At 31.5% G+C, this 18,603-nt stretch carries 16 protein-coding genes; 5 read left to right on the top strand and 11 right to left on the bottom strand.

Features of this window, described 5'->3' with window-relative positions:
* Window positions 1–11: 11 nt before the first annotated feature.
* The 9 genes from ligA to AC2FB1_RS02375 all read right to left on the bottom strand — a co-directional run bounded on the left by ligA (window position 12) and on the right by AC2FB1_RS02375 (window position 10,147).
* A complete protein-coding gene (gene ligA / locus AC2FB1_RS02415) occupies window positions 12–2,015 on the bottom strand; it encodes an NAD-dependent DNA ligase LigA (protein WP_490673688.1) in 2,004 nt (667 codons plus the stop codon).
* A 3-nt stretch (window positions 2,016–2,018) separates the two neighbouring features.
* On the bottom strand, window positions 2,019–4,211 hold the full coding sequence (gene pcrA / locus AC2FB1_RS02410; RefSeq protein WP_490673687.1) for a DNA helicase PcrA: 2,193 nt from the start codon (window positions 4,209–4,211) through the stop codon (window positions 2,019–2,021).
* Window positions 4,211–4,903 (bottom strand): heptaprenylglyceryl phosphate synthase, encoded by a 693-nt coding sequence (gene pcrB, locus AC2FB1_RS02405; RefSeq protein WP_490673686.1) that lies wholly within the window; start codon window positions 4,901–4,903, stop codon window positions 4,211–4,213. The genes pcrA and pcrB overlap by 1 nt, the downstream gene beginning before the upstream one ends.
* Window positions 4,904–5,062: 159 nt before the next feature.
* Window positions 5,063–5,365: a YerC/YecD family TrpR-related protein gene (locus AC2FB1_RS02400; protein WP_490673685.1), complete on the bottom strand. Its 303-nt coding sequence runs from the start codon at window positions 5,363–5,365 to the stop codon at window positions 5,063–5,065.
* 105 nt (window positions 5,366–5,470) lie between these two features.
* The gene (gene purB / locus AC2FB1_RS02395; protein ID WP_490673684.1) at window positions 5,471–6,766 is read right to left on the bottom strand and encodes an adenylosuccinate lyase; all 1,296 of its coding nucleotides are present in this window, start codon (window positions 6,764–6,766) and stop codon (window positions 5,471–5,473) included.
* A 231-nt stretch (window positions 6,767–6,997) separates the two neighbouring features.
* A complete protein-coding gene (locus AC2FB1_RS02390) occupies window positions 6,998–7,180 on the bottom strand; it encodes an NETI motif-containing protein (protein ID WP_490673734.1) in 183 nt (60 codons plus the stop codon).
* A complete protein-coding gene (locus AC2FB1_RS02385; protein ID WP_490673683.1) occupies window positions 7,161–7,766 on the bottom strand; it encodes a DUF2179 domain-containing protein in 606 nt (201 codons plus the stop codon). Before AC2FB1_RS02385 ends, AC2FB1_RS02390 begins: the two co-directional genes overlap by 20 nt.
* Before the next feature lie 82 nt (window positions 7,767–7,848).
* Window positions 7,849–8,685, bottom strand: a complete 837-nt coding sequence (gene nadE, locus AC2FB1_RS02380) for an NAD(+) synthase (RefSeq protein ID WP_490673682.1) — start codon at window positions 8,683–8,685, stop codon at window positions 7,849–7,851.
* The gene (locus tag AC2FB1_RS02375) at window positions 8,678–10,147 is read right to left on the bottom strand and encodes a nicotinate phosphoribosyltransferase (RefSeq protein WP_490673680.1); all 1,470 of its coding nucleotides are present in this window, start codon (window positions 10,145–10,147) and stop codon (window positions 8,678–8,680) included. The genes nadE and AC2FB1_RS02375 overlap by 8 nt, the downstream gene beginning before the upstream one ends.
* Before the next feature lie 178 nt (window positions 10,148–10,325).
* Here AC2FB1_RS02375 and AC2FB1_RS02370 point away from each other — a divergent pair, with 178 nt between their 5' ends.
* Complete coding sequence (locus AC2FB1_RS02370; RefSeq protein WP_490673679.1) at window positions 10,326–11,393, top strand: nitric oxide synthase oxygenase; 1,068 nt, start codon at window positions 10,326–10,328, stop codon at window positions 11,391–11,393.
* A 30-nt stretch (window positions 11,394–11,423) separates the two neighbouring features.
* A complete protein-coding gene (locus AC2FB1_RS02365) occupies window positions 11,424–12,224 on the top strand; it encodes a prephenate dehydratase (RefSeq protein ID WP_490673678.1) in 801 nt (266 codons plus the stop codon).
* Window positions 12,225–12,494: 270 nt separating this feature from the next.
* Here AC2FB1_RS02365 and AC2FB1_RS02360 read toward each other — a convergent pair whose 3' ends face one another.
* The gene (locus tag AC2FB1_RS02360; protein WP_490673677.1) at window positions 12,495–14,054 is read right to left on the bottom strand and encodes an SLC13 family permease; all 1,560 of its coding nucleotides are present in this window, start codon (window positions 14,052–14,054) and stop codon (window positions 12,495–12,497) included.
* A 214-nt stretch (window positions 14,055–14,268) separates the two neighbouring features.
* Window positions 14,269–15,351 (bottom strand): glycosyl hydrolase family 28-related protein, encoded by a 1,083-nt coding sequence (locus AC2FB1_RS02355; protein ID WP_490673676.1) that lies wholly within the window; start codon window positions 15,349–15,351, stop codon window positions 14,269–14,271.
* Between the two features lie 141 nt (window positions 15,352–15,492).
* On the opposite strand from AC2FB1_RS02355, the gene AC2FB1_RS02350 reads away from it, so the two are divergent.
* The 3 genes from AC2FB1_RS02350 to AC2FB1_RS02340 all read left to right on the top strand — a co-directional run bounded on the left by AC2FB1_RS02350 (window position 15,493) and on the right by AC2FB1_RS02340 (window position 18,570).
* Window positions 15,493–16,053 (top strand): cysteine hydrolase family protein, encoded by a 561-nt coding sequence (locus tag AC2FB1_RS02350; protein ID WP_490673675.1) that lies wholly within the window; start codon window positions 15,493–15,495, stop codon window positions 16,051–16,053.
* 48 nt (window positions 16,054–16,101) lie between these two features.
* Window positions 16,102–17,031 carry a manganese-dependent inorganic pyrophosphatase gene (locus AC2FB1_RS02345; RefSeq protein WP_490673673.1) on the top strand — a complete coding sequence of 310 codons (930 nt, stop codon included), beginning with the start codon at window positions 16,102–16,104 and terminating at the stop codon, window positions 17,029–17,031.
* Between the two features lie 120 nt (window positions 17,032–17,151).
* Window positions 17,152–18,570 (top strand): aldehyde dehydrogenase, encoded by a 1,419-nt coding sequence (locus AC2FB1_RS02340; RefSeq protein ID WP_490673672.1) that lies wholly within the window; start codon window positions 17,152–17,154, stop codon window positions 18,568–18,570.
* The last annotated feature ends 33 nt before the right edge of the window (window positions 18,571–18,603 follow it).

Below are 18,603 nucleotides of genomic sequence, written 5' to 3'. Positions count from 1 at the left end.
ATCGTTCTCCTCTATTCTGATATTTCATTTTGTTTTTCAATAAATTGTGCCTCAGACCATATTTTTGTACCAAATTGTTCAGCTTTAGACAGTTTTGATCCAGCATCTTCACCAGCTATTACTAAATCTGTACTTTTAGTTACACTACTTGTTACTTTAGCGCCTTGCATTTCTAACCATGACGTTGCTTCTTTACGAGTCATTTGGTGTAACTTTCCAGTAAGAACAATAGTTTTATTTTGAAATTCTGGGTGTCCTTCAATTTCAGAGGATTTAACACCTTTATATGTCATATTGACGTTTTTAACTTTTAATTTTTCAATAAGCGCTTTGATATCCTCATTATCTAAATACGTTACTACAGATTGTGCTAATTTATCTCCAATATCATGAATAGCTACCAGTTCTTCTTCTGTTACTTTGAGTAAACGATCCATAGTTTCGAATTTCTCAGCTAGAATTTGACTTGCTTTTGCACCAAGATGACGTATACCTAAACCAAATAATAAGTGTTCTAAAGAATTTTGTTTTGCTTGTTCAATAGCACTTAATAAATTTTCTACTTTTTTAGTCCCCATTCGTTCTAAAGGTAATAGATCTTCTTTAGTTAAATAGAAAATATCACCCACATCTTTAATAAGCTGATGATGATACAATTGTTGAATAATTTTATTGCCCAGACCATCTATATTCATCGCTTGACGAGAAACAAAATGAATCAATCCTTCTACAAGTTGGGCTTGGCATTTCGGATTGATACATCTAAGAGCAACCTCTCCTTCGATACGTACTAATTCATGACCACAACTTGGACAATGTGTTGGCATATGGTATGGTTTTGCATCATTTGGGCGACGATCAATAATACTTCTTACGACTTCAGGTATAATATCCCCTGCTTTTTTTACTATAACACTATCACCGATTCTAATATCGCGCTCTTTAATCAAATCTTCATTATGAAGTGATGCTCTTGAAACTGTAGTACCAGCAACACGAACAGGTTCTAAGATTGCTGTCGGTGTAACTACACCTGTACGTCCAATGCTTAATTCAACATCTTTAAGTTCTGTGACAACTTCTTCAGCTGGAAACTTATAGGCTATTGCCCAACGTGGCGATTTTTGAGTGAATCCCATTTCATCTTGTTGGTCAAGATCATTAACTTTAATGACAATTCCATCAATATCATAAGATAATTGCTCACGTTGCTTAGTCCACTTTTTAATATATTTTAATACCCCCTCTATATCTTCTACACGTGCACGTTCATGATTAGTTTTAAATCCTAAACGATCTAATTCATCTAATGCATCACTTTGAGTAGTAGCATTAAAATCTGTAAAATTATTCACACTATACAAGAAGACACTTAGTTTACGTTTAGCAGCTAATTTAGGATCTAATTGCCTTAAAGAACCTGCTGCTGCATTACGTGGGTTAGCAAATGGTTGTTCTTCATTTTTTTCTCTCTCATCATTCAATCTTATAAAGGAACGACGCGGCATATATGCTTCTCCACGAACTTCAACATTTAACGGTTCTTTAATTTTAAGAGGAATAGCATGAATAGTACGCAGATTTTCTGTAATATCTTCTCCTGTTGTACCATCTCCTCGTGTCAGTCCTTGAACAAATCGACCATCTTTATACTTTAAAGAAACTGCTAATCCATCAATTTTAAGCTCACACATATATTCCACTTTACCGATATGTTCTCGAATACGTTCATCGAAACGTCTTAGTTCTTCTTCATTAAAAGCATTACCTAAACTAAGCATTGGCGTCTCGTGATTTACTTTTTCAAATGATGATTGGGCTTCTCCACCAACCCTAACTGTTGGTGAATCATCTGTTTTAAGTTCAGGATGTGCATTTTCAATATCAATTAATTCACGTAATAATTTGTCATATTCACTATCAGGTACAGAAGGATTATCTTTCACATAATATTCGTAGCTATATTGATTTAATAAATCATGCAGTTCATTGACACGATTTTGAACGTTATCCATTTACTAATCCTCCTTTTTTTCGATAGGTGCAAATTGAGCTAATAAACGCTTAGGACCTTCAGATTTAAATATAATATCTAACTCAACAGAGCCATTTTTTTCACTTACATTGCTCACCATACCTTCCCCCCATGATTTATGTGTCACTTTATCTCCTACTTTCCAATCTGAAGCTGATACTCTTTTTTTAGTAGAAGACGTACGTTTACTGAAACCACGTTTTGACGGTGTAGCTGACTTAGAAGTGATTGTTTGTCGTTTTAATTTTTCAGGCGTTTCCAATAGTTCTTCAGGGATTTCTTTTAAAAAGCGTGATGGCATATTTGATTGTGAACGTCCAAATAACATGCGAGAAGTTGCGTGTGTAATATATAATATTTCTTCTGCACGTGTGATGGCTACATAACAAATACGTCTTTCTTCTTCCATCTCATGTTCGTCATCACTTTTAATTGCTCTAATGTGAGGGAAAAGTGATTCTTCCATACCCATTAAAAATACAATTGGGAACTCTAACCCTTTTGCAGAATGCATTGTCATTAACGTCACACCACTATCAATTTGCGCTTCATCAATATCTGCGACAAGTGATAAATCAGTTAAAAAGTTAATCAATGATTGTTCTTCTAAAGGTGTATCTTTTTCATAATCTTTAGGTACAGACATAAATTCATCAATGTTTTCAAGACGACTACGTGATTCAATTGTTTGTTCACGTTCTAACATTTGACGATACCCTGATTTTTCAAGTATTTCCTCTACGATTTCACTAATTTCTAAAAATTCCTGTTCTTTAATTAAGTTTTGAATCATTTCATAAAATTGTATACATTCTTGTGTGACTTTTTTAGAGAGTCCTATAAAATCGACTTCTCCTAAGGCGTCAAACATACTAATATTGTTATCTAGCGCATATCGTTGAATTTTATCAACTGATGATGGGCCTATACCTCGTTTAGGAACATTAATAATTCTTTGTAGACTAATATCATCATTACTATTCGCCACAATTCTTAAGTAACTCAGTAAATCTTTAATTTCTTTACGATCATAGAACTTTTGGCCTCCAACCATCGTATAAGGAATATTTGATTTCATAAATGTTTCCTCTAACACACGTGATTGTGCATTTGTTCGATACAGAATTGCCATGTCGCTATAGTCTTTTCCAGAATTACGATGTTTAATAATTTCACGTACTACATATTCTGCTTCATTACGTTCAGTCATTGCTTCATAGTATTTAATTTTTTCTCCACCATTATTTGCAGTCCATAAACCTTTCGGCTTACGTTCAGTATTATGTTTAATGACTTCATTTGCAGCTGTTAAAATGGTTTTTGTTGAACGATAATTCTGTTCTAAAAAAATAGTTTTTGCTTCAGGATAGTCTTCCTCGAAAGATAAGATATTTTGAATATCTGCACCACGCCAGCCATATATTGATTGGTCAGAATCACCTACTACACATAAATTCTTGAATTTACTTGCAAGTAATTTAACAAGTGTATATTGTGCTTTATTTGTATCTTGATACTCATCTACATGGATGTATTGAAATTTATTTTGATAGTATTCCAGTGCATCTGGTACACGTTCAAATAAACGAATCGTTTTCATGATTAAATCATCAAAATCTAATGCTTCATTTCTAGACAGTTGACGTTGGTATCCACTATATACTGTTGCAACCATTTGTGAATGAAAATCATTTGCTTCTTTCATAGCATCTTCTGGTGTTTTCAATTCATTTTTCAAATTACTGATTGCACCTATAAACATCCTTGGTTCAAAACGTTTACTGTCAATATTTTCATTTTTCAGTACATCTTTAATCACAGATTTTTGATCAGTTGGATCAATAATAGTAAAATTACGTTCAATTCCAATACGATCAGCATCTCTTCTTAAAATTTTTACACACATTGAATGGAATGTTGACATCCAAATCACTTGAGCTTCTTCGCCAACCAAGTGTTCAACACGTTCTTTCATTTCTTTTGCAGCTTTATTAGTAAAAGTAATAGCTAAAATGTTATACGGAGAAACATCTTTTTCATCTAATAAGTAAGCTATGCGGTGTGTTAATACCCTTGTTTTACCTGAACCTGCGCCAGCCATGATAAGCAGAGGACCTTCTGTAGTTCTAACTGCTTCACTTTGTTCTTTATTCATGTTACTTACTAAAGAATTCATTATTTCGACTCCTTCTTTATTTTGACAGTTTTTAAAGCTTTTTTAATATCCGAGTATATAATATTACCTACAATAACTGTATCGGCATACTCTTTCATTTCTTTAGCTTCTGTTAAAGAACTAATACCGCCACCATAAAATAGTTGTGTATTGCTTAACATTTGAGAAGCGGCTTTTACGATATTCTTATCTCCATATATACCACTATATTCTAAATATAAAATTGGTAACTTATACATTTCTTCAACGAGTTGAGCATATGCTTCAATATCTTCTATATCTAACTGAGTATTTGATTGCGTAAGTTGGGCTACTTTACTATCTGGGTTAAGAACGACATATCCTTCAAGCATAATTTCTTCAAAATTAATCATATGACCATATTGTTTCAATGCTTTATGAAGCAAACCATTATGATATGTTACATCATTACTATTTAATATTGAAGGTATAAAATAAAAATCAAAGCCCGGCATTACGCTATCTAAATTTGAAACCTCAAGTACTAAAGGTAATGGATATCTTCTAACTCTACTCATAAGATGAATGACATTATCTTCAGTTACATCGTCTGTCCCACCAATGATGATGGCATCAGTATCTGACATACATAAGGCTTCTAAATTTTCATCGCTAATATCTTTGGCAGGATCCAGTTTAAATACATGCTGCCATTTTCTAATGTCATACATTATCCATAACTCCTTCTTTTAACATACACTAAATTATAGCATTTTTACTTTCTCAATTCTAAATCAATATACTAAGTTTATCCTAGTATTTAATGCAAAAATTATAATCACAAAAAAAGACAATTGCTATTTTTTAGCTAAGCAATTGTCTCTTTTCATTTATTCTTTTGTTTCAACATTTAATCTATCTAAAATCATTGTATACGCGTCATTACCCCATTGCAACGAGCGCTTAACTCTAGATATTGTAGCTGTTGAAGCACCAGATTCTTTTTCTATAGTTGCATAAGTAAAACCTTGTTTTATCATTTTAGCAACTTGAAGTCTTTGAGATAAAGATTGAATTTCATTGACTGTACATAAATCATCAAAGAATTGATAACATTCTTCTCTATCTTTAAGTGTTAAGATAGCATCAAATAACTCATCCAATGCTTCTCCTCTTAATTTTTCAATTTGCATCTCAAGCAACTCCTATTTTCAAATTAAAATATAACTATATTTTAACGCATTAATTAATTAAAGTGTAGTTGTTTCCATTGAAAATGCAAGAAGTATATTTGTAAACTATTCTAAACCCGCACGTTTAAAGATAGTATCAACTTGATTTAAATGATGTTTTGGATCAAAGCATTCATCTAATTCTTCTTTAGATAAAACGTTTGTAATCGTTGAATCTTGTTCTATAAGTTCACGGAAAGGTGTTTTAGTTTCCCAAGATTCCATCGCTTTAGGTTGTACTTTGTCGTACGCTTCTTCACGAACCATACCTTTATTAATCAATGCAAGTAAAACTCGTTGTGAGAATATAAGACCAAAAGTTTTATTAATATTATTTTTCATATTGTCTTCAAATACAGTTAAACGATCGATTATATTAGTAAATCTATTTAAAGCATAATCTAAGGCAATTGTGACATCTGGTAACATAATGCGCTCTGCTGAAGAATGGGAAATATCACGTTCATGCCATAATGGAACATTTTCATACGCAGTTGTAATATAACCACGAATAACTCTTGAAATACCTGTAATATTTTCTGAACCGATTGGATTACGTTTATGTGGCATTGCTGATGATCCTTTTTGACCTTTCGCAAATGCTTCTTCTACTTCTCTTGTTTCAGTTTTTTGCAAGTTACGAACTTCTACGGCAAATTTTTCTAATGATGTCGCAATTAATGCTAAAGTTGCAATATAATAAGCGTGACGATCACGTTGAAGTGTTTGAGTTGATACAGGTGCTGTGTCAATTCCAAGATGTTTACAAACATATCTTTCAATTTCAGGTGGAATATTGGCGAATGTTCCTACTGCGCCACTCATTTTCCCAACTTCGATTTCTTTACGTACCTCTTTAAAACGTTTTAAATTACGTTTCATTTCTGTATACCATAATGCCATTTTTACTCCAAAAGTAGTTGGCTCAGCATGAACACCATGTGTACGACCCATCATTAATGTATATTTATATTTTTTAGCTTTTTCTTCAAGTACTTTAATAAAGCGTTCAATATCTTTTTCAATAATTTCATTAGCTTGTTTAATGACATAACTTAATGCAGTATCTACAACATCTGTAGAAGTTAATCCATAATGAACCCATTTACGTTCTTCTCCAAGTGTTTCAGATACTTGTCTTGTAAATGCTACTACATCGTGACGTGTTTCTTGTTCAATTTCTTTTGCACGATTAACATCAACTTTAGCGTTTTCTCGAATTTTTTTTACGTCTTCTTTAGGGATATAACCTAATTCGCTCCATGCTTCACAAGCAAGAATCTCAACTTCTAGCCATGCTTCATATCTATTTTGGTCTGTCCATATACTAGACATTTCTTCTCTTGAATAACGTTCAATCATTATTAAACTCCTATCCTATGTAATTATTTTATAAAAACTGTACATTAAATCATTTATAAACAAAATAGTTCGTATTTAACTCTATATTTATAGTTTAACAGATTATATACTAAAAGTATAAATCTTTTTAACACTAATTGAATATAGGTTTACGAACTTTATAATATAAAATATATTAAAAGGCCTCTGACTTTTAAATCGTCAAAGACCTCTATATAAGATAAGCAACTATTATATATCGTTTTCTATTTTCTTACCAACAAATTGAATATCTTGTCGTAAAACATCTATATTTCCTTGTTTATCTTCAATGTAAACAGGTTTTTCAATACGTCTAACTGGCATATATCCTTCTTTTCTCATACGTGCAATACATTCTGAAATGGTTTCATTTTCATTTACCTTGAATTTCACCATGTTCCACAACACTTTCTATTTCTTCTACTTCATATGCTTTTACTTTCTTAGTTCGAACACCTTTAGTCCAGAATCCACCATGAATGGTTCTAGGTTCATACGCAATGATAAATGCATTTTCATCTAGACCACGGATCGTCTCCATTAATTTTCGCTCATAACGTCTAGGTGTTAAAATTTGCATTACCATTCGACTTCCATCTCTACCATGTGCTTCATAGTGAGTAACACCATAACCTAAATTTCGTAACTCATTAGGTAAATCTAGCTCGTATTCTGCAGACGTTACATTTACAACTGTATAGCCTAGTGCAAGCTTTTCTTCAATTTTCATTCCAACAATAATTCCTATTGAGAATCCAAATGCATACGCAATTATATTTTGAATTTGATCTAAACTAGACATCACTAGACCTAATCCAATAACATACACTAAAACTTCAAGGAAGCTTACTACTGCTGCCATATAACGATATCCTTTTAACGTTAAAATTGTACGCATTGTTAGAAACGTAACATAAAAAACGTTAATTATGAATATCGCTAATACCATTATCCATGGATTTGACGTTATTACTGACATATTATTCCTCATTTCATTTAACTAAAATTCGAAATAATTTTATCAGTCAAAAATAATTTTGTCACTAAAAACTAATAGTTATTTATTCTTTAGCTTGTGAATTCTTAGGCCAAGTGTATCGAGTATATGCTAATTCTCTTTTATGTGCATTTTTAACATAATGTTTCTCTATCGTCTCTTTTGCATCACTCGGTACTTCTTTTCCTTCTAAATAATCATCAATTTGATTATATGTTACCCCTAATGCTTCTTCATCAGGTAATTGAGGCTTATCATCTTCCAAATCAGCAGTAGGTACCTTTTCATATAAATGTGATGGCGCTTCTAAATATTCCAAAAGTTGTCTACCTTGACGTTTATTTAATCCAAAAATAGGTGCAATATCAGCAGCACCATCACCGTATTTAGTATAAAAGCCCGTAATATTTTCAGCTGAATGATCTGTTCCTATAACAATACCACTACGATTTGAAGCAATAGAAAATTGTGCTTTCATACGTTCTCTTGCTTTTTCATTTCCTCTTTGAAAATCTGTAAGTTCAATACCAGCTTCTTTCAATGATGCAACACTTTGATCTACTGCTGGTTTAATATTAACCGTAATTACTTCATCAGGTTGAATAAATTGAAGTGCATCTTCTACTTCATCTGCATCTTTTTGCTTACCATAAGGAAGCTTAACTGCTATAAATTGACATTCTCTTCCTTCTTTACGAAGTTCTTCAACAGATAATTGAGCTAATTTACCAGTAAGTGTTGAATCTTGACCACCAGAAATGCCAAGTACTAAGGATTTAATAAATGTGTGAGATTGAACATAATTTTTAATAAATCGGATTATCTCACGAATTTCTTTTTGACTATCAATATTTTTTTTTACTTTCATTTCTTTTACTACAATTTCTTGTAAATTAGTCATTGTCTTCCTCCATTTCCTTAACATGTTCTGTCACTTCAAGAATGCGCTTTTGTTTATTATTCCAACAACTTGTACTTAAATCTACTGGATATTCTTGGGGATTTAAATAACGTTTATTTTCTTCCCACAATTGAGATAATGCTTGTTTTAAATAATCTTGAGTTTCTTTTTCACTTGGTAGGTCGTAAACTAGCTTACCATTTTCAAAAATTGAATGATGTAAATCAATCGCTTCAAAATGCTTAACATGTTTCATTTTATAGGTATGAACTGGATGGAACATTTTTAATGGTTTTTCTTTATTTGGATTTTCATGTTCAAGCGTGATATAGTCGCCTTCAGCTTTTCCAGTTTTAGTGTTAATAATTCGATATACTTTCTTCTTACCAGGTGTAGTTACCTTTTCCGCATTATTTGATAGTTTGATGCGATCTACATACTTACCTTCATCATTTTCAACAGCAACAAGTTTATACACTGCTCCTAAGGCAGGTTGATCAAAACCTGTAATAAGTTTAGTACCTACACCCCAAGAATCTACTTTTGCTCCTTGTGCTTTTAAACTTGTAATTGTTTGCTCATCTAAGTCATTTGAAGCAATAATTTTTGCATCTTTAAAACCTGCATCATCAAGCATACGACGAGCTTTTTTAGATAAATATGCAATGTCACCAGAATCTAATCTTATGCCTACAAAATTAATAGCGTCTCCTAATTCCTTTGCTACTTTTATTGCAATTGGTACCCCTGATTTTAAAGTATGGAACGTATCAACTAAAAACACACAATTTTTATGACGCTCTGCATAAATCTTAAATGCTTTATATTCATCACCATATGTTTGAACTAGGGCATGAGCATGAGTTCCAGAAACAGGAATACCAAATAATTTACCAGCTCTAACATTACTTGTTGAATCAAATCCCCCAATATATGCTGCACGTGCTCCCCAAACTGCAGCATCTATTTCTTGTGCACGTCTTGTCCCAAATTCCATTAACGTATCCTGTGGTGCAACTTGACGAATTCTACTTGCTTTAGTTGTAATAAGCGTGTGAAAATTCACGATATTAAGTAAAATTGTTTCAATCAGTTGAGCTTGAATTAGTGGCGCTTCTACTCGTAATAACGGTTCATTTCCAAAACACAATTCTCCTTCTTGCATCGCGCGAATATTACCTGTAAATTTCAAATTTTTAAGGTATTGTAAAAAGTCATTTTTATATCCTAAAGACTGTAAATATTCGATATCAGAATCGCTAAAATGAAAATTTTCTATAAATTGAATGACTCTTTTCAAACCATTAAAAACAGCATATCCACTTCCAAATGGCATACTTCTAAAATACAAGTCAAACACTGCATTTCTTTCATGAATACCGTCATGCCAGTAACTTTCTGCCATATTTATTTGATATAAATCATTATGTAACATTAAACTATCATCTTCGTAACGATACACCCTCATCTCTCCTAACAACCTTTTTGTATATTTTATCACAATTCAATAATAGTGAGTATTTTCCCTAATATGATTTATTTTAAAAACCAAATCTTTTCAATTCGACAAATTCGTGACATAAGTATTTATTGTATGTGTTATATCATTTACACGCTTATAATATTATTGAGGTGTTTATATGCTATTAGAAGAAGCTAAAAACTTTATACAAACTATGTATGGTGAATTAAATTACTCAAATCATAATATTTCCGAACGCATCGCTGAGATAGAAGAGGAAATCAAGCGAACAGGTACCTATACACATACCTATGAAGAACTGAGTTATGGTGCAAAAATGGCGTGGCGTAATTCCAATCGATGTATCGGACGCTTATTCTGGGAATCATTAAATGTTGTGGATGCTCGAGATATTTATATGGAACAAGATTTCTTAGATGCTCTTCATCATCACTTAAGAGAAGCAACAAACGGAGGAAAAATCAAACCTTATATTACTATATTTTCTTCAACCAACGCCCCTAAAATATATAATAATCAATTGATTCGTTACGCAGGGTATGAAGATAAAGGAGACCCATCAGAACGTGAGATAACTCAATTAGCTTATCATTTAGGTTGGAAAGGTCATGGTTCAGATTTTGATGTACTTCCTCTTATTTATCAATTACCAAATTCACCTATAAAATATCATGAATTCCCATCTTCACTGATTAAAGAAGTGGATATAGAACATGAGAAATTTCCAAAACTGAAAGATTTACATTTGAAATGGTATGCTGTGCCTATTATTTCTAATATGGATTTAAAAATAGGTGGAATTACATATCCAACTGCGCCTTTTAATGGTTGGTATATGGTTACCGAAATTGCAGTACGTAATTTCACTGATACTTACCGCTATAATTTACTTGAAAAAGTTGCAGAAATGTTTGAATTTGGTACACTTAAAAATAATTCATTTAATAAAGATCGTACATTAGTAGAATTAAATTATGCAGTTTATCATTCTTTTAAATCTCAAGGTGTTTCTATTGTTGACCACTTAACTGCTGCTAAACAATTTGAATTATTTGAAGAAAAAGAGAAACAGCATTATCGTGATATTACTGGAAAATGGTCGTGGTTAGCACCACCGTTATCACCAACGTTAACCGCTAATTACCATCATGGATACAAAAATATTATTAAAGATCCTAATTTCCATTATAAAAAAGCTAGCCCGTTGAAATGTCCATTTCACTAGTGTACAAGATTCACGAGGTGACAAATTATCATGCATTTATATTATTTAGGTCCTAAAGGTACATTTTCATATCTTGCTGCTAAAAAATATTTTACAAAAGATTATATTGATTTCACACCAAAATCTAATTTATACGAAGTCATCAAGGCAGTAAATAATGACGATCAATCTATAGCAATTGTACCGATAGAAAATTCAATTGAAGGAACTATAAATATTGTGGCGGATGCACTGGCACAACAACATGTTTTTGCACACAGAGAAATTCATTTAGATATTAATTTTGGTTTATATACGACAAGTGACTCAAAAATAGAAGATATTAAAAAGGTATACTCTATAGCACCCGCCATTAGTCAAACAAGCCAATATATTCAGCAACATCAATTTTCTTACGATTATGTAGATAGTACGATTCAAGGATTAGAAAAAATCTCTTTTGGTGTGGCTGCTATTGTCCCTGTCGGTAGTGGTGAAATGTACGGTTATACTGCTATAGATAGTAATATTCAAGATTATCCACATAATGTTACACGCTTTTTAGTCATAAAAAATGATAATAACTTTGAGTCTAAAACTAATAACACAATGCTATTAATTACCCCTAAGTATGACAAAGCTGGATTACTTGCAAGTATACTGACTACATTTGCATTATTTGATATTAATTTATCATGGATTGAATCAAGACCACTGAAAACTCAACTGGGTATGTATCGCTTCTTCGTACAAGCAGATACCGGGCTATCAGATAATTTGAATAAAGTTATATCGATATTAGAAACATTAGATTTCTCAGTGAAAATTATTGGTGCTTTTCATCGTCAATAAAAGAGAATGAATAGCATTCACTTTGAATTTAACATCTTTTCCAAAATTTTAGCTTACGTTAAAAGTCAATGTTCTTCGTAAAAGTTTCATTGCTTATCCTTACTAAAGTTGAAGTAAGCTAATTTAAACGATTATTTAAATTAATCATCAATGACCAATATAGTAAAAGATCCTGAGATAATTCATGATGTCTCAGGATCTTTTACTTTCGAATTTAAATTAATTAAAATAGACATTATTTTTAAATTCTTTACTACAATACTCTAATTTTTATTTTAATTTTAATGTATCAGTCATATTGAAACCTAAAATATGAGGCATAACAAAATAGACTACTACTATAATTATGACTGCAGAAATTAAATTAACCCAAAATCCTACTTTAGCCATTTCTTTAATACTTAATTTTCCTGACCCAAACACGATAGCATTCGGTGGAGTGCCGACTGGCAACATATATGCACAATTTGCTGCCATAGCTGCTGGCACCATTAGTAATAATGGATGCACACCTACGGCTACAGATAGCGCAGCAAGAATAGGTAAAATCATTGTAGCAGTTGCTGTATTCGAAGTCACCTCTGTTAAAAATAATACAAATATTGTAATAACAATTACTATTACTAGTGGGTGTACCCCGTTTAACATTTTTAGTTGTTCACCTAGCCATTTTGCTAGACCGCTTTCTGAAATTCCTTTTGCTAAAGCTAAGCCACCACCAAACAATATAAGTACTCCCCAAGGTAATTCTTTTGCCACTTCCCAATCAATAATTCGTTTATGTTTTTCTTTATTTTTAGTTGGAAATATAAAAAGTAAAATAGAAATAAATATTGCAATTGTACCGTCAGCAACTTCAGACGTTATTGAGAAATTTTTTAAAATGAATTCTCTTGTTATCCATAATAAGCTTGCAAGAATAAAAATGGCTTGAACCACTTTTTCTTCATAAGACATTTTACCGAGGCGATTTAATTTATCTTTAATCAATTTTTGACCACCCGGTAAATACTTCAAATCATGTCTAAATGCTACAAATCTTAAATAAGCCCATGCTAATGCAATTAAAACAACGACTGTGGGAATACCAACAATCATCCATTTAGCAAAACTTATTTCTTGTCCAAAATGCTGCTCAAATTGACCTTTTAATATAATGAGAGGGGGTGTGCCAATAAGTGTACCTAGACCCCCTATTGTCCCAGAATAACCGATAGCTAAAACAAGTGATTTTTCAAATTTCGAAATACTATCTGATTTAACGTCCTCACCTTTTAACTCATTTGCTTCTTTAATAATTGCTAAACCAATAGGTATCATTATCATAACCGCAGCTGTATTTGATACAAACATTGACAGAAATCCTGTAGCAATCATGAATCCTAATAATATTTTACTTGTGCTTGCGCCAATATATCTAATAATAGTTAATGCTACTCGTGTATGTAAATTCCATCTTTCCATAGCGATTGCAAGAATAAAACCACCTAAAAATAAAAAGATAATATCATTACCATATTCAGAAGACACTTGTTCAGGCGAAAGTATATGTCCTAATGGTAGAAGAACGAGTGGTAAAAAACTTGTTGCTGCAATTGGTATCGCCTCTGTAATCCACCAAATAGCTATCCATACTGTAATTCCTAATACATATACCCCTTTGAAAGAAAGTTCTGTTGGATGAAAGAATGATACAATAAGTACAAACAATAGTGGACCTAAAATAAGACCCACTAATTGACCTATAGAATAAGATTTGTTTTTATTATTCTTTTTAGAAAAAAATGTTAAATGTTGTGTAGTTCTTTGAAAACCTGATTGTTTAGTCATCTAATTCCCCCCTTTTAAAATTAGAAACTTAAATCAATATATTTCTTTTTTAGAAATATGGCACAATCTCAGTAAACTTAATTTAATACCTGTTATGTTACAAATAAATTCCATAGAAAATCTGACTATTTTGAAATACATATTAATATTATAACACAAAAGAAAGCGCTTTATTGAAAGTTACAATAAAGCGCTGATTATTTTAATTTAAATACTATTCAATATTAATTTTTTTTACTTTAACTTTATCATTTTGATTAAATGTCAAATTAGAAATATCTTCTAAATGTATTCTTTGAGTAGTATGATCAAATGAATTTCCTGCAATAAAAACATTTGTATGTTTTACATTATTATAACTTCTCACATGTATAGCGTCTCTTTTCATTTCTCCTTCAAAATGATTACCGGTAACAGTAAAATTATCTCCAGCTTGAGTTTTTTGAACTTGTCCAGTAGAAACGTCAGCAGCATTTTTACCATCTTTAACTCCGAGAAAACGAATTCCACCATTACAATTTTTAAATGTATTGTTAGAGATAAACATTGTTTTTGATTTTAACGGAGTTAATGCATATTCATTTATTCCATCAAACACATTTTTTCTAATATGAATATTTTCGTAAAAGCGATTATAACGACTTGCATGAGAGCCTATCGCTCTATTCCAAGCTTGCATTCCAGGTTGACTTGAATTTCCAAAATAGCAATCTTCAATGACGACATTTTTGGTAATCGTTCCATCTGTAGTACCAAATTTAGGAAAAGATCCGGGGACTTGTATATCTAATTGAATCGCTTCAGAGAATGAGCGGTCACCATTTACATCAAAAAAGCCTTTAAAGTTACAGTTCTTAATATATAAACCATTGAGTCCACATGCATCAAGTGCATGTCCACCTACAACATCAAGTACTGTAATATCTATCAGTTCAATATCTTCAGCGTGACCAATTGACATTGCAGTATTATTGTAAGGATACTTCGAACCGTTCATATCAAATATACCACCTTTTATTTTAATATGTCCGTTTCCTTGATAACCATGGTAGAAACCAAATCTTCTCCCATTTTTTAATAATGCATCTCTAGAATGACGCTGCAAAATAGTATCATCTTCTAATATTAAAGTTGTATGATCATATATCACTAATGCTTTACTAATATAGTAAGTCCCAGATGGTATATATACTGTGTGTTCTCCGTATCTTGCGACATTAAGCGCTTTTTGTATAGCTTTAGTGTCTCTTCGTTTATGATTTCCTTTCAAGCCAAAATCCTGTGCATTGATCAACATGTTATATCCCCTATCTTAATCTTATGTTGTTATTAACTATTTATTTGTAACCATAATGGTGTATAGATATACTATATTTATAGTTTAATATTATACATTTGTTAAGAGTTTCAAACATTTATTTAGAAAGGGATGTTTAATATGACTAATAAAGCATTGATTGTTGTAGATTATTCTTATGATTTTATCGCTGATGACGGCCGATTGACTTGTGGTAAACCAGGCCAAAATATTGAGCATTTTATTGTAGAAAGACTCAAACAATATCAAAATCATCATGATAATATCTTTTTCATGATGGATTTACATTTTGAAGAGGACCCATATCATCCTGAAACTAAATTATTCCCGCCTCATAACATTGAAGGTACTTCAGGTCGATATTTATATGGTGAAGTAAAATCATTTTTTGATAAATATAAAAATGAAAACAATGTACATTATTTAAATAAACGTCGTTATGACTCATTTTATGGTACGGCTTTAGATAGCTTATTAAGAGAAAGACATATTGATACTGTTGAAATTGTAGGTGTATGTACAGACATATGTGTACTTCATACAGCAATTTCAGCTTATAATTTAGGTTATAATATTATCATCCCTGAACAAGGCGTTGCATCATTTAATGAGGAAGGTCATCAGTTTGCTTTATCTCATTTCAAAAACTCATTAGGTGCAAAGGTAGAAGTTATCAATTAAAACATGCTAAAATAAGGATAAATTTAAGAAATAAGGGTGAATAAATCAATGGCAAAAACTTATATTTTTGGACATCAAAATCCAGATACAGATGCAATTTCTTCAGCTATCATTATGGCTGATTTTGAACAACAAACTGGAAATTCTGAAGCAACTGCATATCGCTTAGGTGAAGTAAGTGCTGAAACACAATATGCATTAGATCATTTTAAAGTTGAAGCACCAGCTTTATTAAATGATGATTTAGAAGGCCAAGACGTTATCTTAGTTGATCACAATGAATTCCAACAAAGTGCTGAAACTATTGCTAAAGCGAATATCGTGAATGTAGTAGATCATCACAGAATTGCTAACTTTGAAACAGCAGGTCCATTATACTATCGTGCAGAACCTGTAGGTTGTACTGCTACAATTCTTTATAAAATGTATAAAGAACGTAACTTTGACATTAAACCTGAAATTGCTGGGTTAATGATTTCAGCTATTATTTCAGATAGTTTATTATTTAAATCTCCAACATGTACAGAAGAAGATGTAAATGCTGCTAAAGCTTTAAAAGATATCGCTAATGTTGACTTAGATGAGTATGGTTTAGAAATGTTAAAAGCAGGTGCTTCAACAACTGATAAATCTGCCGAAGAATTATTAAATATGGATGCTAAATCATTTAATATGGGGGATTATGTTACTCGTATCGCACAAGTCAATACTGTTGATATTGATGAAGTTTTAAATCGTAAAGATGAATTAGAAAAAGCGATGTTAGAAACAAGTACAAACGAAAAATATGATTTATTTGTATTAGTTGTCACTGATATTATTAATAGTGATTCTAAAATTTTAGTTGTCGGTGCTGAAAAAGATAAAGTAGGTCAAGCTTTCAATGTTCAATTAGATGACGGTATGGCATTCTTATCTGGTGTAGTTTCACGTAAAAAACAAGTTGTACCTCAAATCACTGAAATTTTAACTAAATAATTAATTACTTTAATTCATATATAACAAGGCTGAGATATTATGTTAATTAAATCTCAGCCTTTTTTAGATTTTTTTAATCTGGGTAAATATAATTAAAATGATATAATAAAACACACTATGATGGTATTCCGTTTTACTATACAGGAGGTACTACACTTGAATTCAATAGAAAAACAATTTCAAGAAAGCAAACAGTTTTTTAGAACACATAAAACTAAAGATATAAAATTCCGTAAACAACAATTAAAACTATTAAGTAAAAGTATTAAAGCCCATGAAACAGATTTATTAGAATCGTTAAAAATAGATTTAGGGAAAGGTTCAGTAGAAGCATATGCCACTGAAATTGGTATGCTTTTAAAAAGTATAAAAACAGCTCGTAAAGAATTGAAAAGCTGGTCTAAAACTAAACAAGTAGATACACCACTATTTATGTTCCCATCAAAGAGCTATATTAAGCCTGAGCCTTATGGAACAGTATTAATTATCGGTCCATTTAATTACCCAGTGCAACTTTTATTCGAACCTCTTATTGGTGCTATAGCGGCTGGTAACAACGCAATTATTAAACCTTCTGAACTTACTCCGCATGTTGCCCAAGTAGTACGAAAAGTTATTGAAGATGTATTTACAAGCGATTATATAGCTGTCGTTGAAGGTGGCATTGAAGAAACTCAAACGTTAATTAATCTTCCTTTTGATTATATATTCTTTACTGGTAGCGAAAATGTGGGGCGCATTGTTTATGAAGCTGCAAGTAAAAATTTAGTTCCCGTCACACTTGAACTTGGCGGTAAATCGCCAGTCATTGTAGATGAAACTGCTAATATTAAAGTAGCAAGTGATCGTATTAGCTTTGGTAAATTCACTAATGCTGGTCAAACTTGCGTAGCACCAGATTACATTTTAGTGAATAGAAAAGTTAAAAATGAATTAATTCAAGCACTTAAACAATCTATTGAAGAATTCTATGGTAAGAATATTCAGAATAGCCCTGATTTTGGACGTATTGTTAATAAAAAACATTTCAATCGCCTTTCTGAATTATTAGCAATACATCATAATGAAGTCATTTTCGGTGGCCATACTGATGAAAATGAACAATATATTGAACCTACAATTTTAGATGACATTACACCACAATCTAAAATTATGGAAGAAGAAATTTTCGGTCCATTATTACCAATAATCGTCTACGATGATTTTAATGAATCTATGGATATTATTCAAAGTAAATCTAAACCTTTAAGCTTATATTTGTTTAGTGAAGATGAAAATACGACGAACCGCGTACTAGAAGAATTATCATTTGGTGGCGGTGCAATCAACGACACCTTAATGCACTTAGCTAATCCAAATTTACCATTTGGTGGCGTAGGTGCTTCAGGAATTGGCGAATATCACGGCAAATATTCATTTAATACATTTAGTCATATGAAATCATATATTTTTAAATCTACCCGTTTAGATTCAAGTATTATCTATCCACCTTACAAAGGTAAATTTAAATATATTAGAACATTTTTTAAAAACTTATAAAAATCATCCCTATAATGACTTACTTCATACATG

It is taken from the genome of Staphylococcus sp. CoH_129_LAB_1, from assembly GCF_058191515.1.
The sequence above is the reverse complement of the archived record's forward strand: the minus strand, read 5'-3'. Positions and strand labels throughout refer to the sequence as shown.